Origin of the sequence: Pseudomonas viciae (assembly GCF_004786035.1) — a bacterium.
GTDB classification, from domain to species: domain Bacteria; phylum Pseudomonadota; class Gammaproteobacteria; order Pseudomonadales; family Pseudomonadaceae; genus Aquipseudomonas; species Aquipseudomonas viciae.
The window spans coordinates 1,436,483-1,460,019 of record NZ_CP035088.1 but is presented as its reverse complement, the minus strand read 5'-3'; the positions used below and the strand labels follow the sequence as shown (position 1 = coordinate 1,460,019).

At 61.2% G+C, this 23,537-nt stretch carries 19 protein-coding genes; 5 read left to right on the top strand and 14 right to left on the bottom strand.

All coding sequences use genetic code 11. The annotated features are described in order from the left end of the window. Window positions 1-38: 38 nt before the first annotated feature. From EPZ47_RS06675 to zwf, 3 genes are read right to left on the bottom strand one after another with little or no spacing between them, the layout of a single operon-like run. A complete protein-coding gene (locus tag EPZ47_RS06675) occupies window positions 39-704 on the bottom strand; it encodes a bifunctional 4-hydroxy-2-oxoglutarate aldolase/2-dehydro-3-deoxy-phosphogluconate aldolase (protein WP_135844065.1) in 666 nt (221 codons plus the stop codon). A 17-nt stretch (window positions 705-721) separates the two neighbouring features. Continuing rightward, window positions 722-1,435 carry a 6-phosphogluconolactonase gene (gene pgl / locus EPZ47_RS06670; protein WP_135844064.1) on the bottom strand — a complete coding sequence of 238 codons (714 nt, stop codon included), beginning with the start codon at window positions 1,433-1,435 and terminating at the stop codon, window positions 722-724. Then, window positions 1,422-2,891 (bottom strand): glucose-6-phosphate dehydrogenase, encoded by a 1,470-nt coding sequence (gene zwf, locus EPZ47_RS06665; RefSeq protein WP_135844063.1) that lies wholly within the window; start codon window positions 2,889-2,891, stop codon window positions 1,422-1,424. Before zwf ends, pgl begins: the two co-directional genes overlap by 14 nt. Window positions 2,892-3,087: 196 nt before the next feature. Here zwf and EPZ47_RS06660 point away from each other — a divergent pair, with 196 nt between their 5' ends. Next, window positions 3,088-3,948 carry a MurR/RpiR family transcriptional regulator gene (locus tag EPZ47_RS06660; RefSeq protein ID WP_171061416.1) on the top strand — a complete coding sequence of 287 codons (861 nt, stop codon included), beginning with the start codon at window positions 3,088-3,090 and terminating at the stop codon, window positions 3,946-3,948. 156 nt (window positions 3,949-4,104) lie between these two features. On the opposite strand, the gene EPZ47_RS06655 is transcribed toward EPZ47_RS06660, so the two are convergent. From EPZ47_RS06655 to edd, 11 genes are all read right to left on the bottom strand, one after another. Beyond that, window positions 4,105-4,959, bottom strand: coding sequence for a D-hexose-6-phosphate mutarotase (locus tag EPZ47_RS06655; RefSeq protein WP_135844062.1), 855 nt, complete (start codon window positions 4,957-4,959; stop codon window positions 4,105-4,107). A 238-nt stretch (window positions 4,960-5,197) separates the two neighbouring features. Beyond that, window positions 5,198-6,544, bottom strand: a complete 1,347-nt coding sequence (locus tag EPZ47_RS06650; RefSeq protein WP_135844061.1) for a carbohydrate porin — start codon at window positions 6,542-6,544, stop codon at window positions 5,198-5,200. A gap of 129 nt (window positions 6,545-6,673) precedes the next feature. Continuing rightward, window positions 6,674-7,834, bottom strand: a complete 1,161-nt coding sequence (locus tag EPZ47_RS06645) for an ABC transporter ATP-binding protein (RefSeq protein ID WP_135844060.1) — start codon at window positions 7,832-7,834, stop codon at window positions 6,674-6,676. 2 nt (window positions 7,835-7,836) lie between these two features. Continuing rightward, window positions 7,837-8,682: a carbohydrate ABC transporter permease gene (locus EPZ47_RS06640; RefSeq protein ID WP_053214453.1), complete on the bottom strand. Its 846-nt coding sequence runs from the start codon at window positions 8,680-8,682 to the stop codon at window positions 7,837-7,839. After that, a complete protein-coding gene (locus EPZ47_RS06635; RefSeq protein WP_135844059.1) occupies window positions 8,675-9,583 on the bottom strand; it encodes a carbohydrate ABC transporter permease in 909 nt (302 codons plus the stop codon). The genes EPZ47_RS06640 and EPZ47_RS06635 overlap by 8 nt, the downstream gene beginning before the upstream one ends. Window positions 9,584-9,767: 184 nt before the next feature. Beyond that, window positions 9,768-11,069, bottom strand: coding sequence for an ABC transporter substrate-binding protein (locus EPZ47_RS06630; protein WP_135844058.1), 1,302 nt, complete (start codon window positions 11,067-11,069; stop codon window positions 9,768-9,770). Between the two features lie 116 nt (window positions 11,070-11,185). Next, the gene (locus EPZ47_RS06625; RefSeq protein WP_135844057.1) at window positions 11,186-12,445 is read right to left on the bottom strand and encodes a D-mannose isomerase; all 1,260 of its coding nucleotides are present in this window, start codon (window positions 12,443-12,445) and stop codon (window positions 11,186-11,188) included. A 245-nt stretch (window positions 12,446-12,690) separates the two neighbouring features. Beyond that, window positions 12,691-14,160 carry an ATP-binding protein gene (locus EPZ47_RS06620; protein WP_135844056.1) on the bottom strand — a complete coding sequence of 490 codons (1,470 nt, stop codon included), beginning with the start codon at window positions 14,158-14,160 and terminating at the stop codon, window positions 12,691-12,693. Further along, a complete protein-coding gene (locus EPZ47_RS06615) occupies window positions 14,150-14,881 on the bottom strand; it encodes a response regulator (protein WP_135844055.1) in 732 nt (243 codons plus the stop codon). The genes EPZ47_RS06620 and EPZ47_RS06615 overlap by 11 nt, the downstream gene beginning before the upstream one ends. 177 nt (window positions 14,882-15,058) lie before the next feature. Next, on the bottom strand, window positions 15,059-16,018 hold the full coding sequence (locus tag EPZ47_RS06605; RefSeq protein WP_135844054.1) for a glucokinase: 960 nt from the start codon (window positions 16,016-16,018) through the stop codon (window positions 15,059-15,061). Next, the gene (edd, locus tag EPZ47_RS06600) at window positions 16,015-17,841 is read right to left on the bottom strand and encodes a phosphogluconate dehydratase (protein ID WP_135844053.1); all 1,827 of its coding nucleotides are present in this window, start codon (window positions 17,839-17,841) and stop codon (window positions 16,015-16,017) included. Before edd ends, EPZ47_RS06605 begins: the two co-directional genes overlap by 4 nt. A gap of 219 nt (window positions 17,842-18,060) precedes the next feature. On the opposite strand from edd, the gene gap reads away from it, so the two are divergent. The 4 genes from gap to EPZ47_RS06580 all read left to right on the top strand — a co-directional run bounded on the left by gap (window position 18,061) and on the right by EPZ47_RS06580 (window position 23,443). Then, window positions 18,061-19,062 carry a type I glyceraldehyde-3-phosphate dehydrogenase gene (gene gap / locus EPZ47_RS06595; protein WP_135844052.1) on the top strand — a complete coding sequence of 334 codons (1,002 nt, stop codon included), beginning with the start codon at window positions 18,061-18,063 and terminating at the stop codon, window positions 19,060-19,062. Between the two features lie 132 nt (window positions 19,063-19,194). Next, window positions 19,195-19,719 carry an RNA polymerase sigma factor gene (locus EPZ47_RS06590; RefSeq protein WP_135844051.1) on the top strand — a complete coding sequence of 175 codons (525 nt, stop codon included), beginning with the start codon at window positions 19,195-19,197 and terminating at the stop codon, window positions 19,717-19,719. 50 nt (window positions 19,720-19,769) lie between these two features. Then, window positions 19,770-20,732, top strand: coding sequence for a FecR family protein (locus tag EPZ47_RS06585; protein WP_135844050.1), 963 nt, complete (start codon window positions 19,770-19,772; stop codon window positions 20,730-20,732). Window positions 20,733-20,851: 119 nt separating this feature from the next. After that, window positions 20,852-23,443 carry a TonB-dependent receptor gene (locus EPZ47_RS06580; protein ID WP_135844049.1) on the top strand — a complete coding sequence of 864 codons (2,592 nt, stop codon included), beginning with the start codon at window positions 20,852-20,854 and terminating at the stop codon, window positions 23,441-23,443. Window positions 23,444-23,537: the final 94 nt, after the last annotated feature.

Here is a 23,537-nt window from a genome sequence, read left to right as displayed (position 1 = left end):
TAAAGCCGTAGAACACCCAACGAGGTTCGGTAAATCAATCAGTCCAGCAGCGCCAGCGCCTCGGCGGTGCATTCCTGGATGCGGGCCCAATCACCGTTCTTGACCCACTCCGGATCAAGCATCCAGCTGCCGCCCACGCACATCACGTTTTTCAACGCCATGTAGCTCTTGATGTTGGCCGGGCTCACGCCGCCGGTCGGGCAGAATTTCACTTCGCCGAACGGACCACCCAAGGCCTTGATGGCCGCGACGCCGCCGCTGACTTCCGCCGGGAACAATTTGAAGCGGCGATAACCCAGACCGTAGCCTTCCATGATGCCCGAGGCGTTGCTGATACCTGGCAACAATGGGATCGAGCTATGGACGCTGGCCTCGAGCAGATCACGGGTGATGCCCGGGGTGACGATGAACTGCGAACCGGCGGCCTCGGCGGCGGCCAGCATGTGGCGGTCGAGCACGGTGCCCGCGCCAGTCACCAGTTCCGGACGCTGCTCGCGCAGCACCTGGATGGCCTTGAGGCCGTACTGGGAACGCAAGGTTACTTCCAGCGCCGTCAGGCCACCGGCGGCCAGGGCATCGGCCAGCGGCAGGATGTCCTGTTCGCGGGCAATGGTGATCACCGGCAGGATCCGCGCCTTGGCACAGAGGCTGTCGATCAGGGTAACTTTGTCCGCCATGGAAACGGTCGGGGATGGGTTTGTCATAGCGGCTGATCCTTGGTTCATGGGCACCAGTAAATCTCTAACGTAGGTTGCAGGAACGCGCGGATCGGCATCTCGGCGACGTCGTCACCGGCCACTGCGGCGTTCAGGGTGGTCAATTTCGACTGACCGGAAATCGACAGCACTTTGTGTTGCGCCGAGGCCAGCAAGGCGCGGCTCATGGTCAAGCGCTGGTGCGGTACGGTCGGCGCCAGCATTGGCCAGCAACGACGAGCGCCCTTGGCATCCAGGGCTTGGGCCAGGTTCGGGCTGTCGGGGAACAGCGAGGCGGTGTGCCCGTCATCGCCCATGCCCAGGATCAGCACGTCGATCGGCGGCAGCTCGCCCAGCAGACGATCAGCCTGCTCGGCCGCCGCTTCCAGGTTGGCGCTGGCATTGTAAAGGCTGAGGAACTGGGCCTTGGCCGCCGCACCTTGCAGCAGGTAACGCTTGAGCAGGCCGGCATTGCTGTCGGCATGCTCGACCGGCACCCAACGCTCGTCGGCCAGGCTCACCACCACCTTCGACCAGTCCAGCGCCTGTTTGGCCAAACTCTGGAAGAATGCCACCGGGCTGCGACCGCCGGACACCACCAGGACCGCCGCGCCGCGCGCATCGATCGCATTGCGCAGCTGCTCGGCCACTTTCAACGCCAGGCCTTCAGCCAGCAGCACCGGGCTCTTGAACGCCAGGGCGCTGACGCCTTCGGGCAGTTTCACTTCAGATATCGCCATACCATGACCTCCCATCCCGCGTGATCAGTGCAATGGAGCTCATCGGCCCCCAGGACCCGGCCGCGTACGGCTTGGGCGCATCGCCGGATTTCTTCCACCCGGCGATCAACTGGTCACACCACGTCCACGCGGCTTCAATTTCATCTTTACGGACAAACAGGTTCTGATTGCCGTTCATGACTTCCAACAACAACCGCTCGTAGGCATCGGGAATCCGTGCGCTGCGCCAGGTGTCGGAAAAGTTGAGTTGCAACGGACCGCTGCGCAATTGCATGCCCTTGTCCAGGCCTTGCTCCTTGGTCATCACCCGCAAGGAAATCCCTTCGTCCGGTTGCAGGCGGATGATCAGTTTGTTGCTGATCTGCAGGCGCTGCTCGGGAGCGAAGATGTAGTGGGACGGCTCCTTGAAGTGAATGACGATCTGCGACAGCTTCTGCGGCATACGCTTGCCGGTGCGCAGGTAAAACGGCACCCCGGCCCAACGCCAGTTGCGGATGTCGGCGCGCAGGGCGACGAAAGTTTCAGTGTCGCTCTGGGTGTTGGAGTTGGGCTCTTCGAGATAGCCCGGCACCGCCTTGCCTTCGCTGTGGCCGGCGATGTACTGGCCGCGCACCACCTGGGTGGTCAGGCCTTCCGGGCTGATCGGTGCGAGGGCCTTGAGCACCTTGACCTTCTCATCACGGATGCTGTCGGCGGACAGGTCGGCCGGCGGATCCATGGCGATCAGGCACAGCAACTGCAGCAAGTGGTTCTGGATCATGTCCCGCAGTTGGCCGGCCTTGTCGAAATAGCCCCAACGGCCTTCGATGCCAACCTTCTCGGCCACGGTGATTTCCACGTGGGAGATGTAATTCTGGTTCCACTGGGTTTCGAAGAGGCTGTTGGCGAACCGCAGTGCGATCAGGTTCTGTACCGTCTCTTTGCCCAGGTAGTGGTCGATGCGATAAGTGCGGTTTTCCGGGAAGAACTGCGCCACAGCATCGTTGACCTTGCGCGACGATTCCAGGTCCGAGCCGATGGGTTTCTCCAGCACGACACGGGTGTTTTCGCTCAGGCCAACCTTCGCCAGGTTCTCGCAGATCGCGCCGTAGACCGCTGCAGGGGTGGCGAAATAGGCAATGACCTGCTGGGCCGAACCGGCCAGTTCGGCCAGGGCGACGTAATCGTCGGCCTTGAGGAAATCCACATGCAGGTAAGTCAGTCGCGCCAGGAAGCGCTCGACCACGGCTTCGTCCAGCTCTTTGTCGCCGACGTAACGGCGCAGCTCAGTGGTGATGAACGCCAGGTGCTGCTGCTCGCTGCCGGGCTCCCGGGCCAGCGCGATGATCCGCGTGTCCTCGTGCAGCAGGCCGGCACCATCGAGCTGATAAAGGGCAGGAAACAGCTTGCGTAGGGCCAGATCGCCCAACGCGCCAAACAAGGCAAAGGTGCACGGTTCAACCGTAATGGAATGCATGATGTTTGTTCTTTTATCAAGTTAAGCTACAAATACCTTTTTTCAAGGTATCACTCAAGGAAAAATGTAGTAATAACCACAACATTTTTCGAAAATTCCGATTCCGAGTGGTGGTCCGTCAGAGCCATCAGTAGGATAGGCCACCGCAAAGGGTCGTATCAAAGACCCGTCTTTCTAGGAATCTTGTATGGACCGCGTGCGAAATTTACTGGAGCAGATCCAGAGTCGCCTTGAAGACCTGAACAAGGCCGAACGCAAGGTGGCCGAGGTGATCCTGCTCAACCCACAGCAGGCCACCCGCTTCAGCATCGCCGCCCTCGCCCAGGCTGCGTCGGTCAGCGAGCCTACCGTCAACCGCTTCTGCCGTTCGTTCGGCGTCAGCGGCTACCCGGAACTCAAGCTGCAACTGGCCCAGAGCCTGGCCAGCGGCGCCGCTTATGTCAGCCGTGCGGTAGAGGCCGATGACAATCCAGAAGCTTACACCCGGAAAATCTTTGGCAGCGCCATTGCGTCATTGGACAGTGCCTGCCAGGCCCTTGATCCCAATTTGATCAGTCGAGCCGTCGATTTGCTGATCCAGGCCCGACAGATCCACTTCTTTGGCCTTGGCGCCTCGGCCCCGGTGGCGCTGGATGCCCAGCACAAGTTTTTCCGCTTCAACCTGGCGGTGACCGCCCACGCCGACGTGCTGATGCAACGCATGATCGCGTCGGTGGCCCATACCGGCGAGCTGTTCGTGATCATTTCCTATACCGGGCGTACCCGCGAGCTGGTGGAAGTGGCGCGCATCGCCCGGGAAAACGGCGCTTCGGTGCTGGGCTTGACCGCCGAAGGCTCGCCGCTCGCCAAGGCCAGCACCCTGAGCCTGAACATTCCGCTGCCCGAAGACACCGACATCTATATGCCGATGACCTCGCGAATCATCCAGCTCACGGTGCTGGATGTGCTCGCCACCGGCATGACCCTGCGCCGGGGCGTGGACTTCCAACCGCATCTGCGCAAGATCAAGGAAAGCTTGAATGCCAGTCGGTATCCGGTAGGGGATGAGTTCAACTGACTCGATCCAGAACCTTCAGTGCCTGATAGTCCGTCTTCGCGAGCAAGCCCGCTCCCACAAGGTCTATGTTGATCACAAGTTCTGTGAACAACCCGAACCCCATGTGGGAGCGGGCTTGCTCGCGAAGGGGCCAGCCGCCATACCAGAGATCCTGAGCTAAGCCCCCACCCACGCCTGCAAACTCAGATGCGCCCGCTCCCCCGGCGCCAGGCACAGGCTGTCAGTGCCACCGCTGGCCGCTTCGACGCAGACGAACTCCGACACCTCATCCCAACTCACCCCCAGCAATGGCCGGGCGCCGGGATGCCACACCACGGTGTCAGCACTGTCGCCGGTGTCGATGCACAACTCGCGCTGCCAGGCGTGGTCCTTGAGCTGCAATTCACCCTCGTGCTGGAACACCCGCTGGCAACCGCCCTCGACCCGCAACTCGCCTTCCTGCTGGCAAACAGCGCGGCTCAACTGGTCGTAACCCTGCGCGCCTTCGAGCCCAGACAGCGCTACCTCGCCAACATCACCGATACGCCAATAAGCGTGTAAAGCCTGGCTCAACTGGCATGGCAGACTGTCCTGGTGCTCGGTGCTCAAACGCAGTTCCATGCGTTCACCCAGATCTGCATGCAAGTCCACTTGCCAGTCGCACAGCTGCAGTTGCCAGTGCAAATGCACACCGTCGTCATCACTGCGGCTGTCGAGCAATTTCCAATCGATCAGCCGCGCCCAACCATGGGACGGCCAGGCATTTTCGCTCGGATGACGGCCATACCACGGCCAGCACACCGGCACCCCGCCGCGTATCGCGCCGACTTGTGGCCACTTGGCCGCGCACCACAACCAGGGTTTCTGGCCGCGCGGCTGAAAGTGCAACAACTGAGCCCCCTGGCGACTGAACACCGCCTGGCACAGTGGATGATCGATCACCAGCACATCACGCTGCCGATAGCGCTCCCACGCAAACACCGGGCGCTCGCGCAAGGATCTGAAAAAACGTTGTAGCGGATGCTCATGCATGGGCCGCGATCCTGGAAATCATTGAACGCTCAATTGATGCGACAGTTTTTGTGGCGAGGGGATTTATCCCCACAGGCCTGTGGGAGCAAAGCTTGCTCGCGATGCAGGCGACTCGGTGCCCTGGAAGACCGCGTCATCTTCATCGCGGGCAAGCCTTGCTCCCACACTCCAAAAAAAAGCGGACAGCCTTGGCCGTCCGCAAAAATGCGCACATAGAGAGGAGCTTATCGCAACAGCGTTAGAACACCGACTGAATTTTCAGGCCGGCCACCAGCGCGTTGTCGACTTCATCCACACCACCTGGGTGAGTGATGTATTGCAGATTGGGACGTACGGTCAGCCAGTTGGTCACGTGGAAACCGTAGTTGATCTCGTAGTTGTATTCGGTGCTGCGCAACGGCGTGAACAGCGGATCATCGTAGTCGGAGACACCATTGGCGACGTTGACCAGCTCGGCGTTTTTCTTCACATCTTCGTTGACATGGATGCGGGAGAAACCGATCCCGACATCATCTTTAGGACGCGCATCGAACGGCCCCTTGTACACGAACATCAGCGACTGGTAGTTGTCGACGATGTTGGTTTCCTTGTCGTGGAAGGTGGCGTTGGCCGCGATATTCAGACCGCGCGAAGCATCACCGTTGTGGGTGGTGAGCTGTTGTTGCGCGACAAACCAGTAGCCGTCCTTGCTGCTGTGGCTGCGATAGGCGTTGCGGGTGGTCGCGGCGTCGTTGCCATCGTCGTCCTCACGGACGTCATCGGCCTTGGCCGTACTTTTGTAGTAACCCACACGGTATTCGCCCGGCAGATTATTGAGCTTGGGCGACCAGACCAACTCGACCGGAATGAGGGTGCCCTTGGTGCCACTGCCGCTGAGCTTGTAGCGGTTTTTGTTTTCCAGCTGCGAAGGGTTCTGGTTGTACGCGCCGATTTGCGCATAGAGCTCAGGGGTGAGGTTGTATTTAACGCGAATCGCCGCCTGCATGATCGGCCAGTTGTACCAGATGCCGGTCGCCCAGTTACCCGCCTGCGAACCGCAGAACGCCAGGTTCTGGAACTCGCACGGGAAGGTGTTGAAGTCTTCGCCTTCACCGAAATAACCGGCTTTGACATCCAACTTACTGTCGAAATACTTCTGCTTGATCCACAACTGGGTCAGACGGGTGGTTTGCCCACGACCCCACACTTCCTGGGAAGAACTGAGGGTACCGGCACGTGGATCACCGATACGGTCGTTGGAAATGTTGCGACCATCACGCCGGGTGAACTGGATCTTGGCCTCTGTATCTCCCCAACCCGCCAGCTTCTCCAGATCGAGGGCTACGCCCAAGCCAAACTGCTGGGACCAACGCGCTGTCTTGTCATCGTTGTAGCCGCCGTGGAGGTTGGCACCCATCTCACCGACGAAGTCAGCCTTGATATCGATACCTTGCTCGATCAGTTTGGTCCGTTCGCCGCCCCAGTCACCCGTCATCCACTTCGAGTCGGCGCTGAATGCGTCGGCCGCGTGTGCGCTACCAGCCAGCATCATCGCCGCAACGGCTGACAACTGGCAGATAAGCTGGGCGTTGTTTTTCTTCTTCATCCCTACATCCTCGTCTTTATTGTTATTAACTGTTTTTATCTAACGTGGTTTACAGCGATTGCGGCGGATGTCCCCATCCACCGCATACTCCTTTTTTGTGGGAGCAAGCTCACTCCCACATTTTGTTCTTCACCGGCCCTTGAACTGCGCCACGTTGGCGCTCCGGGCGTCGGCTTGCGGCTGGCCTGCCACACCCAGGCGCTCACCGGACTTGGCGTCGAACAGCAGCACTTTCGACGGATCGAATTGCAGCGTCAGGGTTTCACCCGGCTGCGGTGCCACGTCCGGCGCCAGGCGGCAGCAGACCTTGGTGTCGTTGAGGTTGACGAACACCAGAGTGTCCGGGCCGGTGGGCTCGGTGACCTGCACTTCAGCGCGAATGGTTGGCAAGCCGTTGGGTTCGTTCCCCCCCAGCACGATCTGTTCCGGACGCAGGCCGAGGATCACTTCGCGGTCTTCCAGGCCCGCGTCCTGCATGCCCATTGGCAGCTCACAACGGGCCTGGCCGCTGTCGAGCAAGGCCAGCAGGCGACCGTCCTTGCGTTGCAGGCGCAGCGGAATAAAGTTCATCGGTGGCGAACCGATGAAGCTCGCCACGAACAGGTTGGCCGGGTTGGTGTAGATGTCCTTCGGCGTACCGAACTGCTGGATGATCCCGTCCTTCATCACCGCCACTTTGTCGCCCAGGGTCATGGCTTCGATCTGGTCGTGGGTCACGTAGACCGTGGTGGTCTTGAGGCGCTGGTGCATCAGTTTCATTTCGGTGCGCATCTCGACCCGCAGCTTGGCGTCGAGGTTGGACAGCGGTTCGTCGAACAGATAGATCTTCGGCCGCCGCGCCAGTGCCCGGCCCATGGCCACGCGCTGTTGCTGACCACCGGAGAGTTGGCCCGGCTTGCGATTGAGCAGGTGCTCGATCTGCAACAGCTTGGCCACGCGGTTGACTTCTTCGTCGATGGCGGACTGGCTCATCTTGCGAATTTTCAGACCGAACTCGATGTTCTCCCGCACGCTCATGGTCGGGTACAGCGCGTAGGACTGGAACACCATGGCGATGTCGCGATCCTTCGGGCTCATGCCGCTGACATCCTGGTCACCGATCATGATCGCGCCGCCGGTGATGGTCTCAAGGCCGGCGATGCAGTTCATCAGCGTCGACTTGCCGCAGCCCGAAGGGCCGACGAGGATCAGGAACTCACCGTCCTTGATCGACAACTCGATGTTCTTCAGGGTGTCCGGCAGGCCGGCACCATAGGTCTTGTTTACATTGCGAAGTTCGAGCGTTGCCATGATTACCCCTTGACTGCGCCGGCCGTGAGACCGCGCACGAAATACTTGCCTGCTACCACATAGACCAGCAGGGTCGGCAGCCCGGCGATCATCGCCGCCGCCATATCAACGTTGTATTCCTTGGCCCCGGTACTGGTGTTGACCAAGTTGTTCAGCGCCACCGTGATGGGCTGTGAATCGCCGCTGGAGAACACCACGCCGAACAGGAAGTCGTTCCAGATCTGCGTGAACTGCCAGATCAGGCAAACCATGATGATCGGGGTGGACATCGGCAGGATGATCCGCCGGAAGATGGTGAAGAAACCCGCACCGTCCAGCCGCGCAGCCTTCACCAGCGCATCGGGAATGCTGACGTAGTAGTTACGGAAGAACAGCGTGGTGAACGCCAGGCCGTAGACCACGTGCACAAACACCAGGCCGGTGGTGGTACTGGCCAGGCCCATCTTGCCGAGGGTAAACGAGGCCGGCAGCAGGACGGTCTGGAACGGCAGGAAGCAACCGAACAGCAACAGGCCGAAGAACAACTGCGAACCGCGAAAGCGCCACATCGACAACACGTAGCCGTTCAACGCACCGATAGCGGTAGAGATCAGCACCGCCGGGACGGTGATCTTGATCGAGTTCCAGAAGTAGCCGTCGACCGTGGCCCAGGCCTTGACCCAACCGATGCCGGTGACCACGGTCGGCCAGCTCAGCAGGTTACCGGTGTTGATGTCTTCCGGGGTCTTGAAGCTGGTCAACAGCATGACCACCAGCGGCACCAGGTACAGCAATACAGCGAGGATCAACACCGCGTAGATCGCGATGCGACTCAAGCTGATGGAAGGTTTGGCAGCAAGACTAGTCATGACGCTTGGTCCTCAGCTCGGAGTACAGGTAAGGCACGATGATTGCGAGAATCGCACCGAGCATCAGAATCGCACTGGCCGAGCCCATGCCCATCTGGCCACGACTGAAGGTGAAGGAATACATGAACATCGCAGGCAGGTCGGAGGAATAACCCGGCCCGCCAGCCGTCATCGCCGCCACCAGGTCGAAACTCTTGATCGCGATGTGCGCCAGGATCATCACTGCGCTGAAGAACACTGGACGCAGGCTTGGCAGCACCACTTTCCAGTAGATGCGCGGCATGCTCGCACCATCGATCTGCGCGGCGCGGATGATCGATTGATCAACCCCGCGCAGGCCGGCCAGGAACATCGCCATGATGAAGCCCGAGGCCTGCCATACCGCCGCGATCACCAGGCAATACACCACACGGTCCGGGTCGATCAGCCAGTCCAGGCGGAAACCTTCCCAGCCCCAGTCACGCAACAATTTGTCCAGGCCCATGCCTGGGTTGAGCAACCATTTCCAGGCCGTACCGGTGACGATCATCGACAGCGCCATCGGGTACAGGTAAATGGTACGGATGAAACCTTCACGACGAATGCGCTGGTCAAGAAACACTGCCAGCAGCACCCCGATCACCAGGGTGATGCCGATGAACATGCCGCCAAAGAGCGCCAGGTTCTTGCTCGCCACCCACCAGCGGTCGTTGTCCATCAACCGCGCGTATTGCGCCAGCCCGGCCCATTTGTAGTTCGGCAAGAAGGTCGAGGTGGTGAACGACAGAACGAACGTCCACAAGATATAGCCATAGAAGCCCACCAGAACGATGAACATGCTCGGCGCCAGCACCAGTTTTGGTAGCCAGCGTTGCAATGCATCGAACGGCGAGGCCTTGCTGAACACAGCAACAGAACTCATGGGAAGATCCCGCACAAAGGGTAATGATTACAAAGGCATTCCCTGTGGGAGCAGGCTTGTGTGGGAGCTGAGCTTGCTCGCGATGAAGGCGCCTCGGTCTTTCAAATGACCGCGTTATCATTCATCGCAAGCAAGCTTTACTCCCACAGGCTCGCTCCCACAGGAGGACCTGCGCTGCTAACGGTTACTTGGCAGACTGCACCGCTGCGCCAAGCTTCTTGGCGGCATCGGCAGGGTCGGCTTTCGGGTCGTTGATGTAGTTGGTCACCACGTCAAAGAAGGCACCCTGTACCGCCAGCGTGGTCGCCATGTTGTGCGCCATGCTCGGCTGCAGGCCGCCGGTCTTGGCGTCCGTCAGGAAATCCTTGGCGGCGGTCTGGGCGCAGGAGTCGAAGCCGTACTTGGCCATGTCGGCCAGCATGTCGTTGCGCACCGGGATCGAACCCTTGTTGATGCTGAAGACTTTCTGGAAGTTCTCACCCAGCACGACCTTGGCGATATCCTGCTGACCGGCCGCAGTGCCTTTGTCTTTCTGCTTGAACACCGCCAGGGAGTCGATGTTGTAGGTGAAGGCCTTTTCGGTGCCCGGGAAAGCTACGCACTGGTAGTCCTTGCCGGCGACTTTCTTCGCGGCGGTCCACTCGCTCTTGGCCCAGTCACCCATGATCTGCATGCCGGCCTTGCCGTTGATGACCTTGGCCGCTTCCAGGTTCCAGTCCTGGCCCTTGCCGTCGGCGTCCATGTAGGTCGCCACTTTCTTCAGCTCGGTCAGCGCCTTGACCATGTCCGGACCGGTCAGGGCCTTGTTGTCGAGATCGACCAGAGCCTTTTTGTAGCCATCAGCGCCCATGACCGAGAGCACCACGGCTTCGAACACCGTGCTGTCCTGCCAAGGCTGGCCACCGTGGGCGAGCGCAATGAAGCCCGCAGCCTTGAGTTTGTCGCCGGCGGCGTAGAATTCTTCGAGGGTGGTCGGGGCTTTTTCGATGCCGGCTTTCTTGAAGACTTCCGGGTTGATCCACAGCCAGTTGACGCGGTGAATGTTCACCGGCACGGCAACGTAGTCACCTTCGTACTTCACGGTATCGGAGACTTTCTTATCGAGCAGGCTGTCCCACTTCTCAGCTTTGGCAACATCTTTCAAGACGTCGGTGTCGAGCAGCCCGGTGGACGCCCATTCCTGGATGTCCGGCCCCTTGATCTGGGCCACACCCGGTGGGTTGCCGGCCACGGCACGGCTCTTGAGCACGGTCATGGCGGTGGAACCACCACCACCGGCGACAGCGCCGTCCTTCCAGGTAAAGCCGTCTTTCTCTACCTGGGCCTTGAGCACATCGACTGCGGCTTTTTCGCCACCCGACGTCCACCAGTGGACGACTTCCACGGAACCTTTGGATTCGGCGGCAAGAGCGCTGACAGGGAATGCTGCGACGGGAAGCAGGGAAGCAAGAGAAATGACAGTAGCGAGGCGAGAAATCGCATTCATCTAGAAGTACCTTTCTTGTTGTTATGCATGCAAGTCTGGTGCTTGCGCTGCATGGATTCTAAACAGGGGAAATCCCTTCGCAGGTAACGAAGGGACGCGTAAATGTCACGACATGGTTACACAGGCGCAGGACTGGACATTTTCGCCAGGGCCGTAGCCATGCTGGGTGCCAGGGGCAGGCGCGGAATCAACACCGCTTGCCAGGCGTGATAGAGGTCCGGCTTGCCCGGCCAGATGTCGGCGCTGGGGCGGTTTTGCGGGTCGAGTTCGTGATGCCAGCTGCCGTTGCAGCGGTCGATGAAGTGTTTGTCACAGAACTCCCAGAAGCGCCGATACCAGGCTTCGTATTTTGCCTCGTCGGTGCGCTTGAGCAAGGCACTGGCAGCCGCCGCCGCTTCAGCGTGAACCCAATGCAGGCGATGGCGAACCACGGCGCGGTTGTCCCAGTCCAGGGTGTAGACGATGCCCGGCGCGCCATCGACGTCCCAGCCATGGCGGCAGTTCTGGTCGAAGAGCTTTTGCGCATCCTGGGCCAGCCAGCCGGGGGTCAGCATGCCGATCTGCACCCGTGCCGCTTCGAGATGCAGCAGCAGGCGCGCCCACTCGAAACCATGCCCGGGGGTGGTGCCGTAGGGGCGGAAACCATCGGCGGGATTGTCCTGGTTGTACTCACGCAACGGCTGCCACTGGCGATCGAAATGCTCCACCACCAGGTAGTCGTTGGCGGCGGCATGGCCATGGATGACCCGTTCGACGATGTGCAGGGCACGGGCCAGCCAGCGAGGATCGTCGGTGGCATCGGCCAGGGCCAGGAAGGCTTCGGTGGCGTGCATATTGCTGTTGGCGCCGCGATAGGCCTCCTCGACGCTCCAGTCACGGTTGAAGGACTCGCGCAGGGCGCCCTCCTCTTCGCTCCAGAAATGTGTGTCGATGATCCGCACCGCTTCGTCCAGCAACGCCTGGGCGCCGGGACGCTGGGCCACCACTGCGGAACTCGCGGCCAGGGCTACGAATGCATGCAGGTAGGCGGCTTTGCCAGTGGCGTCTTCCTCGGGTTGCGCCGAGGCAAACCAGCCACCGTGTTCGGCGTCGCGCAAAGGGCCGCTGAGGGCCTGGACACCGTGGTCCACCAGTTCGGCGAAACCCGGCAGGCCCTGGATGTGGGCCATGGCGAAGCTGTGGGTCATGCGCGCGGTGTTCATGGTTTCGGCCCGGGCATCGAGCGGCAGGCGGCCTTGGTCGTCCAGGTTGCCAAAGCCGTCCGGCAGCTTCGAGGCCTTGGCGAACGCCAGCAGTCGCAAGCCTTCGGCGGCGAGCCATTGCTGGTGGGCAGGGGCATTCAGCCAACTGCTGAAGGCCGGTTGAAAGGTGTCCATCGGCGGTACCTTTTTTGTTGTTTTGACGCAGGGAGTCTAAACAAGGGATGACGGAGGGCAGGTAACGAAAGGGGCGAGTTATGTCACCGAGTTGTGACATAACGCTGAGCGAGATGTTGAAGCCACTGCCACTGTCGCGAGTAAGCTCGCTCCCACATTGAGCGCCAGGGCGTACACAACTATTGTGTCCACCACCGCCCCCTGTGGGAGCGAGCTTGCTCGCGAAGAACGATAACGCGGTCTAATCAATCCACACTGCGAGGCAACTGCAACGTCACCCGCAACCCACCCTCGCGCAGGTTCTGCAGGCTCACTTCGCCCCCATGGCTATGGGCGATGTTGCGGGCGATGCCCAGGCCCAGGCCATAGCCCTGCTGTTGCCCGGCCAGGCGAAAGTGCGGCTCGAAAACTTGCTCCAGGCGTTGTTCCGGCACGCCCGGGCCTTCATCGTCGACGTGCAGGATGAACGCGGTTTCATCGTCGTCGATGTGCAGGTGGGCGTTCTGCCCGTACTTCAAGGCGTTGTCGATCAGGTTGCCGATGCAGCGCTTGAGGGCCAGCGGCTTGCCGGAATACGGCGCCAGCGCCCGGCCATCCTGGGTCACCCGGCCGTTGCCGTTGGGCGCCAGGTAGGGTTCGACGAGACAATCGAGCACATGATTGAGGTCCACCGGCTCGATGTTTTCGTGGATATCGGTGTCCTTGACGCATTGCAACGCGCCTTTGACCAGCAACTCCAGCTCGTCCAGGTCGCGGCCGAACTTGGCTTGCAGGTTTTCGTCTTCCAACAGCTCGACGCGCAAGCGCAGCCGAGTGATCGGTGTGCGCAAGTCGTGGGAAATCGCGCTGAACAATTGGCTACGTTCGGTCAGGTAACGGCTGATGCGTTCGCGCATGGCGTTGAATGCACGGCCCACCTCCACCACTTCGCTGCCGCCGCCCTCGGCCACCGGTTCCACTTCGGCGCCCAGGGACATGTCCCGCGCCGCCCGGGCCAAACGCTTGAGGGGCCGGCTCTGCCAGTGCACCAGCAAGCCGATGAACAGCAACAACAAGCTACTGGTGAGCAAGATGAAGCCGACCTGTTGCTTGGGCAGGTCCTGTTCTTCGAGGCTGGTATAGGGCTCGGGAAGCAGTGAGGCGATGTACAGCCATTCGCCCGGTGCCATCTGGATTTGCGTGACCAGCACCGGCGGGTTCACCGGTTCAAGGGTCAGCGCGTAGTGGGCCCATGAGCGGGGCAGCTCGTCGAGCTTGAGCCCGGCGTTGAATATCCGCAGGTCGTCGGGGCTGACAAAATTGACCGCGATGTCGGCGCTATTGCCCAGGGACCGGCGCAGTACATCGTCCACCGCCTTGAGCACCGCCAGTTTGCGCGGTGTGACCGGCAGCACGTCCATGTCCAGGGGCTTATCGTTGAGGGTCACGACAAACCGCGTACCGCCCATGCTGCGCAGTTGATCCAGCACCAACGGCCGGTAAGCCACCGGCAACGAACGCAAATAGCTGACGCTGGCAGTCATCGAATGGGCCAGGCTACGGGCACTGGTGACCAACCCCTCGAGCTGGGTGGCGCGCAATTGCGAGACCCAGATGACGCTGGACAGGGTCTGGGCGAACAACACCACCAGCAAGGTCAGTAACAACATCCGTCCCAGTAACGAGCGCGGCACCGGCACCCGTCGGGCGACTTTCTTGACCCAATCAATGACCATTGCTGGCAACCACACTGGCCGCCAGTTGATAACCGCTGCCGCGCACTGTGCGGATCAGCCGTGGCGGTTTATCGGTGTCACGCAAGCGCTGGCGCAGGCGACTGACCGCCATGTCGACGATCCGGTCCAGGGGCATCAGATCACGACCACGGGTCGCATTGCCGATGGTGTCGCGGTCGAGGATTTCCTGGGGATGGTCGAGAAACAGCTTGAGCAAGGCGAAATCGGCACCGGAGAGAATCACCTCCTCACCGTCGGTATGGAACAGCCGATGGCTGACCATGTCCAGCCGCCACTCGTCGAAGGCCAACACCTCGCCGCCGGAGCGTTCCTGGCCGAACTGCGCCCGCCGCAGCAGGGCCTTGATACGCGCCTGCAACTCGCGGGGACTGAAGGGTTTGCCCAGGTAATCATCGGCGCCCAGCTCAAGGCCGATAACCCGGTCGGCCTCGTCGGAACTGGCGGTGAGCATGATGATCGGGACATGGGCCTGGCGCGGGTGCTGGCGAACCCAGCGACAAAGGCTGAAGCCATCTTCATCCGGCAGCATCACGTCGAGGATCACCAGGTCGCTCGGTGCCTCGTTCAACGCCTGGCGAAAGCCGGCGCCATCGGGCGTGGTGCGCACCTGAAAACCCGCGCGACTGAGGTAAGTGTCCAGCAGTTCGCGAATCTCCTGGTCGTCGTCGACCAACAAAATCGATTTGTTCACTGAACTCACGAGCCTCGTCCTTGTTGTTTGGATTGGGGCGGATTATGCCTGATGGATGAGGACTGCAAACACACTACAAACACCTGTGGGAGCGAGCTTGCTCGCGATAGCGGTGTATCAGTCAACATCAATGGCGACTGACACTCCTTCATCGCGAGCAAGCTCGCTCCCACAGGGGATCACATTTCAAACTGGAGTCGATTGCTCCAACGCCACACCCGCGCCCATCAGCCCGGAGTACGGCGCGGTCACCAGCCAGACCGGGATGCCCTTGAAGTAATCGCTCATGCAGCCCTTGTCGGCGAAACAACGGGCGAAACCGCTTTCCAGGAAGAAGTCGGCGAAACGCGGGACCACTCCGCCGACGATGTAGACACCGCCGCGGCCACCGAGCGTCAACACATTGTTACCGGCCACGCGCCCCAGCCAACAGCAGAACTGCTCAAGCACTTCCAGGGCAATGGGGTCGCCGGCCAGGCCCGCAGCGGTGATGGACTCAGGAGTGTCGAGCACCGGCGTATGGCCGTCCACCGCGCAGATGGCCCGGTACACCCGAGGCAAGCCGCTGCCGCTCAGGGCCGTTTCGGCGCTGACGTGACCGATCTCGTTGTAAATGTGTTGCCAGAGCTGGGTTTCCCGTGGGCTGCTCATCGGCAGGTCGACATGACCGCCCTCCCCCGGCAACGCCGCGAAACGCCCGTCACCCAAATCCAGCAGCGTACCGACGCCCAACCCGGTGCCCGGGCCGATCACCACCGCCGGACGCCTTGGCTCCGGGGTGCCTTCGCAGACAACCCGGTATTCATCAGGGCGCAAACGGGTCATGCCCAGGGCCATGGCCGAGAAGTCATTGACCAGCAGCAGCTTCTCCACCTCCAGGGTCTTGCAAAACGCCAGATTGCTCAGACGCCAGTGATTGTTGGTGAAACGAAATTCATCGCCGCTCACCGGCCCTGCCACCGACAGGCACACCGAACCGATCGCGCCCGGCGCCATGCCCATGCCACTGAGGTAAACCTTGATGGCATCTTCCGGGCAGGCGTAATCCGCGGTCGCCAGCACCTGGATGTTTTCCAGGTTGTGGTTCTTCCACAACGCGAAACGCGCGTTGGTCCCACCGATGTCACCGACCAAAGCCAGTTTCAATTAAGCGTCTCCAGGGCAGAAGTGAAGGCGCTGGCGCCCTGCTCTGCCGAGCTGAAGGCCATGCGCATGAAACCGAACAGCTCGCGACCGGTGCCGATGTTGTTGCCCAACAGGCCTTTGGCCGGTGTGCGCGCGGCGAATTCCTCGGCGTCCACCTTCAACTCCAAGGTGCCTTTGACGCCATCGACGCGGATGATATCGCCCTCCTGCACTCGGGCCAACGCGCCGCCGACATAAGCTTCGGGGCTGACGTGAATCGCCGCCGGGATTTTCCCCGATGCGCCGGACATGCGTCCGTCGGTCACCAACGCCACTTTGAAGCCACGGTCCTGCAATACACCGAGGAACGGCGTCATCTTGTGCAGCTCCGGCATGCCGTTGGAGCGTGGCCCCTGGAAGCGCATCACCGCGACGAAATCCTTCTCCAGCAGGCCGGCCTTGAATGCATCGGCCAGATCCTGCTGATCCTGGAACACCATCGCAGGCGCTTCGACGACCTGGTTTTCCAGGGCCACGGCGGAGACCTTCATCACCCCGCGGCCCAGGTTGCCTTCCATCACCCGCAAGCCGCCTTCAGGCGAGAACGCGCGGGCCACCGGACGCAGGATGTTTTCGTCGAGGCTTTCGATCGGGCCGTCGCGCCATACCAACTCGCCATCCTCCAGGAACGGTTCCTGGGTGTAGCGGCTCAAGCCGTGACCGAGCACGGTGTTGACGTTTTCGTGAAGCAAACCGGCTTCCAGCAGTTCACGGATCAGGAACGACATGCCGCCCGCCGCCTGGAAGTGGTTGATGTCAGCCTTGCCGTTCGGGTAGACGTGGCTCAGGGTTGGCACCACCTCGGAGAGGTCGGCCATGTCCTGCCAGGTCAGTTGGATGCCTGCCGCCATGGCGATGGCCGGCATGTGCAGGGTGTGGTTGGTCGAGCCACCGGTGGCGTGCAGTGCGACGATGGAGTTGACCAGCGAGCGCTCATCGACGATCTCACCGATCGGCATGAAGTTGCCGCTCTGCTTGGTCAGGCGCGTGACCTGGAACGCCGCCTCACGGGTCAGCGCATCGCGCAGTGGCGTGTTCGGGTTGACGAACGAGGCGCCCGGCAAGTGCAGGCCCATCACTTCCATCAGCAACTGGTTGGTGTTGGCGGTGCCGTAGAACGTGCAAGTGCCCGGGCTGTGATAGGACTTCATTTCCGATTCCAGCAGCTGCTCGCGGGTCGCCTTGCCTTCGGCGTAGCGCTGGCGCACGTCGGCCTTTTCCTTGTTGGAAATGCCCGAGACCATCGGCCCGCCGGGTACGAAGATCGTGGGCAAGTGACCGAAGCGCAGCGCGCCCATCATCAGGCCCGGCACGATCTTGTCGCAGATACCGAGCATCAGCGCGCCGTCGAACATGTTGTGGGACAACGCCACTGCCGTGGACAACGCGATCACTTCGCGGCTCGGCAGGCTCAGTTCCATCCCCGCCTCGCCCTGGGTCACGCCGTCGCACATCGCTGGCGTACCGCCGGCAAACTGGCCGACCGAGCCGATCTCGCGCAAGGCTTTCTTGATCTGTTCCGGGAAGGTTTCGTAGGGCTGGTGGGCCGAGAGCATGTCGTTATAGGACGACACGATGGCGATGTTGGCGGCGTTCATCATCCGCAGGTGATGCTTGTCTTCGGTGCCGCAACCGGCTACGCCGTGGGCGAAGTTGGCGCATTGCAGCTTGCCGCGCGTCGGACCGTCGCTGGCTGCACCGCGGATCAATGCAAGGTAAGCCTGACGCGTGGCGCGGCTGCGGGCGATAAGCCGTTCGGTGACCTCAAGAACGCGGGGATGCATGTGTAGAACTCCAGGCTAACGGGTGTGGCGACCTGATTGTCTATGCTGGTCAAAAGCCCGATGTGCGTTGGGCGACAGACGGTTTTTTGACCACTCGGACCAGTTGATCCAGGTCACTCGTTGTAGATAAAACAAAATATTGCCACTAAAAAGGCTTGTTTTCTATTTTTATGCGAATAATCTTGTAATTCCAACAACAAATCGACGGCGGCGCAGTTAATGACTCTTCGAATCGCAATCAATGGTTTTGGCCGCATCGGCCGCAACGTCCTCCGAGCACTGTATACCCAAGGCTATCGTCGCGACTTGCAGATCGTCGCCATCAACGACCTGGGCGACAGTGCGATCAATGCTCATCTGCTCAAGTTCGACACCGTCCACGGCACCTTCGATGCCGAGGTACAGCATGACCACGAAAGCCTGACGGTCAATGGCGACCGCATCTCGGTCAGTGCCATCCGCAACCCGGCCGAACTGCCTTGGGCCGCTGAAAAAATCGACGTCGTGTTCGAATGCACCGGCCTGTTCACCGACCGCTCCAAGGCCGCGGCCCATATCAGCGCCGGCGCGCGCAAGGTGATTATTTCGGCCCCGGCCAAGGGTGCCGATGCCACCGTGGTGTATGGCGTGAACCACGACATTCTGCGCCAGTCCCACCAGATCATTTCCAACGCCTCGTGCACCACCAACTGCCTGGCCCCAGTGGCCCAGGTGCTGCACCGCGAGCTGGGGATCGAAAGTGGCCTGATGACCACCATCCACGCCTACACCAATGACCAGAACCTGACCGACGTCTACCACAGCGACCCGTATCGCGCCCGTTCGGCCACCCAGAACATGATCCCGAGCAAGACCGGCGCCGCTGAAGCGGTGGGCCTGGTGCTGCCGGAACTGGCGGGCAAACTGACCGGCATGGCCGTGCGTGTACCGGTGATCAACGTCTCCCTGGTGGACCTCACCGTGCAGCTCAAGCGCGAAGCGTCAGCCGAAGAAGTCAACGAACTGCTGCGCCATGCCAGCCAGCATTCGAAGATCCTCGGCTACAACACCCTGCCGCTGGTCTCCAGTGATTTCAACCACAACCCGCTGTCGTCGATCTTCGACGCCAACCACACCAAGGCCAGCGGCAAGCTGCTCAAGGTCCTGGCCTGGTATGACAACGAATGGGGCTTCTCCAACCGCATGCTCGATAACTGTCTGGCGCTGTGTAACGCCGAATAATCCTCGTGGGGTTGGCCGGACTCTAATGTGGGAGCAAGCTCGCTCCCACAGGGGGCCGGCAGGAAATCAGGGCTTGACCATCAGAGTAGATGATAAGCATTATCATCTACTCGAACCGGATCGAGCCCTACCGTGAGTCAATCGCACTTTCATCACCTCTTCCTCGCACAGCGCACGCCACTGCTGCGCACCCTCGAGCGAATGGTCAAAAACCCCAGCACCGCCGAAGACCTGCTTCAGGAAACCTACCTGCGTGTCACCCGCGCACTGGGTGAGCGCACCGTCGAGCATCTCGAACCTTTCGTCTTCCAGACCGCCCGCAACCTGGCGCTGGATCATTTGCGTGCGCGGCGTATCCAATCCCGGACCCTGCTGGACAACGTGCCGCTGGAGGTCGTCGAGAATGTGGCCGCTCCCCAGAGCAGTGCCGAGGACGCCGCCCATGCCGAGCAGATGCTCGAGCGCCTCAACGTCAGCCTGCAAGCGCTGAGCCCGCGTCAGCAACAGATCTTCATTCTCAACCGCCTGCACGGTCACAGTTACCAGGACATCGCCGAACGCTTGGGCGTGTCACTGAGCACCGTGCAAAAGGAACTGAGGTTGATCATGGCGATCTGTGTGGAAGTGGCTGAACGCAATGGCCGCGGTAAGCTATAAACTTCAAGCCGCGCACACGTTTACCATTTTGCTCAATCCGAGGACCCACTGTGACGGACAACCGCCGCTCCCCTGAGCTCGCTTCGGCGCAGGATACCGCCCATGCCATGGAGCAGGCGCTGGACTGGCTGATTCTGCTCGACAGCCCCAGCGAGGAGCAGACCCGACAGTTCCAGGCCTGGCTGGCGGCCGATCCGCGTCATGGCGAAGCGTTCGCTCGGGCCCAGGCGATCTGGAACGGCCCGCAAGTGATTGAAAGCGCCCGGCAGCTCCAGGCTCAACCGAAAATCACGGCACTCTCACGCCTGCGCGCCCACTGGAAACCCCTGGCCACCGCCGCCGTGCTGTTGCTGAGCCTGTTCAACTTCAGCGACCTGCCCCTGCATTTCCAGGCCGACCACTTGACCGTGGTCGGTGAACGCCAGCGCCTGCAATTGGAGGACGGCTCCAAGGTCCTGCTCAACACCGATTCGGCGTTTTCCAGTACGTTCAACGAACAGCGGCACGTGGCTCGGCTGTACAAGGGCGAGGCGCTCTTTGACGTGCCAGGCAATAGCAACTTGCCGCTGGAAATTGACGCCGGCCCGGTCACCGCCAGCGTCAGCGACACCACATTTGCGGTGCGCTACCTCGACGGCGTGGCCCAGGTCCAGGTGCAGCGCGGCGACGTCGACCTGCGCGCCAACCGCAACGACACCCATGTGCGGCTGTCGGCCGGGGAAAGCATCCGCATCGGCCCCAACGGCTTCGACCGTCCGGCCCGGCTCGATGTCAATACAGACCTGGCCTGGGTCCAGGGTCGGCTGGTGTTCGAGAATCGGCCACTGAGCCAGGTACTGGCCGAGCTGCGGCGCTACTACCCCGGCTGGATCATCAACAACAATGAACAACTGGCCAATGTCGCAGTGACCGGTAATTATCGCCTCGATCAGCCGTTGGATGTGGTCCGCTCCCTGGCCCACATCACCTCCGCGCGCCTGCAGGAATTTCCGGCGCTGGTGATTTTGAACTAAATGAGAATTATTTTTACTCGATAGCCTCCGCTGGTTCGTCTCGTTATAGCCAATGCAATTGATTCTCATCCATGAATGTGAATCTGCACCTATAACAGATGCGACACGGAGCGCTAACGATGTCCTCTCGCCCTACTTGCCGGTTCCTTGCCCCTTCTTGCACCCTGTCATTGCTGACCGCCGCCATCCTGATGGCGGGCACCGTGCCCACTGTCCTCGCCGCCGCCGAGCAATCACCTGCACGCAACATCGGCGACTACACCTTTGCTATTCCCCAGCAGTCGCTGGTTTCAGCCCTGAATGCATTCACTGCGGTCACGGGTTGGCAGGTCGGCCTGCCAGCAGAACTGGGTGAAGGCGCCACTTCGCCAGGCGTGAACGGCTCACTGCCCGCGGAGAAAGCCCTGGAGCGCCTGTTGCTGGGGACCCAGCTGAGTTTTCGCAAGCTCGGCGACAACAGCATCGTCCTGGAGAAGCGCAACACCGCCGGCGTGTTGAACCTGCAGCAGGTGACCATCAGCGCCACCCGCCTGGAACAGGACATCACCAGCGTGCCGAGCACCGTCACCGTCCATGACCGCCAGGAACTGGACCGCAATAACGTCAACACCATCAAGGACCTGGTGCGCTACGAGCCCGGCGTTTCGGTGGGCGGTGCGGGCCAGCGCGGCGGCATCAGCGGCTATAACATCCGCGGCATCGACGGTAACCGGATCCTGACCCAGGTCGACGGCGTGGAAATCCCCGGCAGTTTCTTCAACGGCCCCTACGCCAAGACCCAGCGCAACTACGTCGACCCGGAAATCATCAAGCGCGTGGAAGTCCTGCGCGGCCCGGCCTCGGTGCTCTATGGCAGCAACGCCATCGGTGGCGCCGTCAGCTATTTCACCCTGGATCCGGACGACATCATCAAGCCGGGCCAAGACGTCGGCGCGCGCCTGAAGACCGGTTACAGCTCCGCCGACGAGAGCTGGCTCAAGTCCGCCACGGTCGCCGGTCGCAGCGGGTCGTTCGACGGCCTGTTGCACTACAGCCAGCGCGACGGCCATGAAACCGAATCCTACGGCAGCCACAACGGCACCGGCCTGGACCGCACCGCCGCCAACCCGGAAGACGTGCGTGCCAACAACGTGCTGGCCAAGCTCGGCTGGAACTACAACGATGACGCGCGCCTGGGCCTGGTCTACGAGAAATACAAGGATGATCGCGACACCGACCTGAAAAGCGCCTATGGCGGCCCCTACTCCAACGGCCAGCCGGCCATTCCCACCTCGGTGCTGCCCGGCGGCATGTACCAGTGGCGCACCGGCAACGACACCATCAGCCGCGAGCGTTTCGGCCTGGAGCACAGCTTCGCCCTCGACAGCCTGCTGGCCGATCACATGAAGTGGAGCCTGAACCACCAGATCGCCAAGACAACCGAGAGCACCGCTGAGTTCTATTTCCCGATCACCCGCCAGGTGCTGCGTACCCGGGACACCCTCTACGAAGAAAAACAGTGGGTCTTCGACGCGCAGTTGGACAAGGCCTTCAGCCTCGCCGACACCGATCACACGCTGACTTATGGCACCACGATCAAGCAGCAGAAAGTCACCGGTTCGCGCAGCGGCAACGGCGTGTGCCTGGCGGTGGGCGTGGGTTGCTCCGCGGTTGGCGCCATCAGTACCCGGGACGTCCTGGCAAAAGTCAGTGATTTCCCGGACCCGACCATCAACACCTACAGCCTGTTCGCCCAGGACCAGATCAGTTGGGACCGCTGGACCTTCACGCCGGGCCTGCGCTACGACTACACCCGGCTCAAGCCGCACCTGACCGAGGAGTTCCTCAACGCCGTGGACCCTACCGGCGGCGGTGAAGTCAGCGGCAAGAACAAGACCTGGCATCGCATCTCGCCCAAGTTCGGCCTGACCTATGCCCTGAGCGATGAATACACCTGGTACGGCCAGTACGCCGAAGGCTTCCGCACGCCAACCGCCAAAGCTTTATACGGTCGTTTCGACAACCCCAGCGCCGGCTATAGCGTGGAGCCCAACCCGGATCTGGAACCGGAAAAAAGCAAAAGCTACGAGACCGGCCTGAAGGGCCGTTTCGATTCTGGTTCGTTCGATGTGGCGGTGTTCTACAACAAGTACCGCGATTTCATCAACGAGGACGCCATCACCCCCGGCGCCGACCAGTTGACCTTCCAGAGCAATAACATCAAGCACGCGACCATCAAGGGTGCCGAGGTCCGGGGCCGCCTGAACCTGGACCTGTTTGGCGCGCCTCAGGGCTTGTATACCCAAGGTTCGGTGGCCTACGCCTACGGCCGCAACGCCGACACCGGCGAGCCGCTCAACAGCGTCAACCCGCTGACCGGCGTGTTCGGCCTGGGATACGACCAGGACCACTACGGCACTTTGCTCAGCTGGACGCTGGTGAAGAGAAAAGATCGTGTCGACGACAGCAACTTCAACTCGCCAGACGGCGTCAGCAGCCAGTTCAAGACCCCGGGCTTCGGCATTCTCGACCTGACCGGGTTCTACAAGTTGACCGCCGACGTCACCGTCAGCGGCGGCCTCTACAACCTCACTGACAAGAAGTACTGGCTGTGGGATGACGTGCGCGGCTACGACAGCGTCGGCGAAGCAGCAGTGCTGAGCCCCGCCAACCTCGACCGCCTGACGGCGCCGGGCCGCAACTTCGCGGTCAACCTGATTTGGGATATCTGACAAAGGTTTTTGTTGGCAAGCCAAAAAATGTCCTGTGGCGAGGGAGTCATGTGGGAGCAAGGCTTGCCCGCGATGAAGGCGATGCGGTCTTTCA

Excerpts from the sequence above, each read along its gene's own strand:
- zwf (WP_135844063.1), bottom strand. The coding sequence starts at position 2,891 with ATGCATTCCATTACGGTTGAACCGTGCACCTTTGCCTTGTTTGGCGCG.
- gap (WP_135844052.1), top strand. The coding sequence starts at position 18,061 with ATGACTCTTCGAATCGCAATCAATGGTTTTGGCCGCATCGGCCGCAAC.
- EPZ47_RS06620 (WP_135844056.1), bottom strand. The coding sequence starts at position 14,160 with ATGGTCATTGATTGGGTCAAGAAAGTCGCCCGACGGGTGCCGGTGCCG.
- edd (WP_135844053.1), bottom strand. The coding sequence starts at position 17,841 with ATGCATCCCCGCGTTCTTGAGGTCACCGAACGGCTTATCGCCCGCAGC.
- EPZ47_RS06630 (WP_135844058.1), bottom strand. The coding sequence starts at position 11,069 with ATGAATGCGATTTCTCGCCTCGCTACTGTCATTTCTCTTGCTTCCCTG.
- EPZ47_RS06580 (WP_135844049.1), top strand. The coding sequence starts at position 20,852 with ATGTCCTCTCGCCCTACTTGCCGGTTCCTTGCCCCTTCTTGCACCCTG.
- EPZ47_RS06625 (WP_135844057.1), bottom strand. The coding sequence starts at position 12,445 with ATGGACACCTTTCAACCGGCCTTCAGCAGTTGGCTGAATGCCCCTGCC.
- EPZ47_RS06675 (WP_135844065.1), bottom strand. The coding sequence starts at position 704 with ATGACAAACCCATCCCCGACCGTTTCCATGGCGGACAAAGTTACCCTG.
- EPZ47_RS06640 (WP_053214453.1), bottom strand. The coding sequence starts at position 8,682 with ATGACTAGTCTTGCTGCCAAACCTTCCATCAGCTTGAGTCGCATCGCG.
- EPZ47_RS06645 (WP_135844060.1), bottom strand. The coding sequence starts at position 7,834 with ATGGCAACGCTCGAACTTCGCAATGTAAACAAGACCTATGGTGCCGGC.
- pgl (WP_135844064.1), bottom strand. The coding sequence starts at position 1,435 with ATGGCGATATCTGAAGTGAAACTGCCCGAAGGCGTCAGCGCCCTGGCG.
- EPZ47_RS06655 (WP_135844062.1), bottom strand. The coding sequence starts at position 4,959 with ATGCATGAGCATCCGCTACAACGTTTTTTCAGATCCTTGCGCGAGCGC.
- EPZ47_RS06635 (WP_135844059.1), bottom strand. The coding sequence starts at position 9,583 with ATGAGTTCTGTTGCTGTGTTCAGCAAGGCCTCGCCGTTCGATGCATTG.
- EPZ47_RS06650 (WP_135844061.1), bottom strand. The coding sequence starts at position 6,544 with ATGAAGAAGAAAAACAACGCCCAGCTTATCTGCCAGTTGTCAGCCGTT.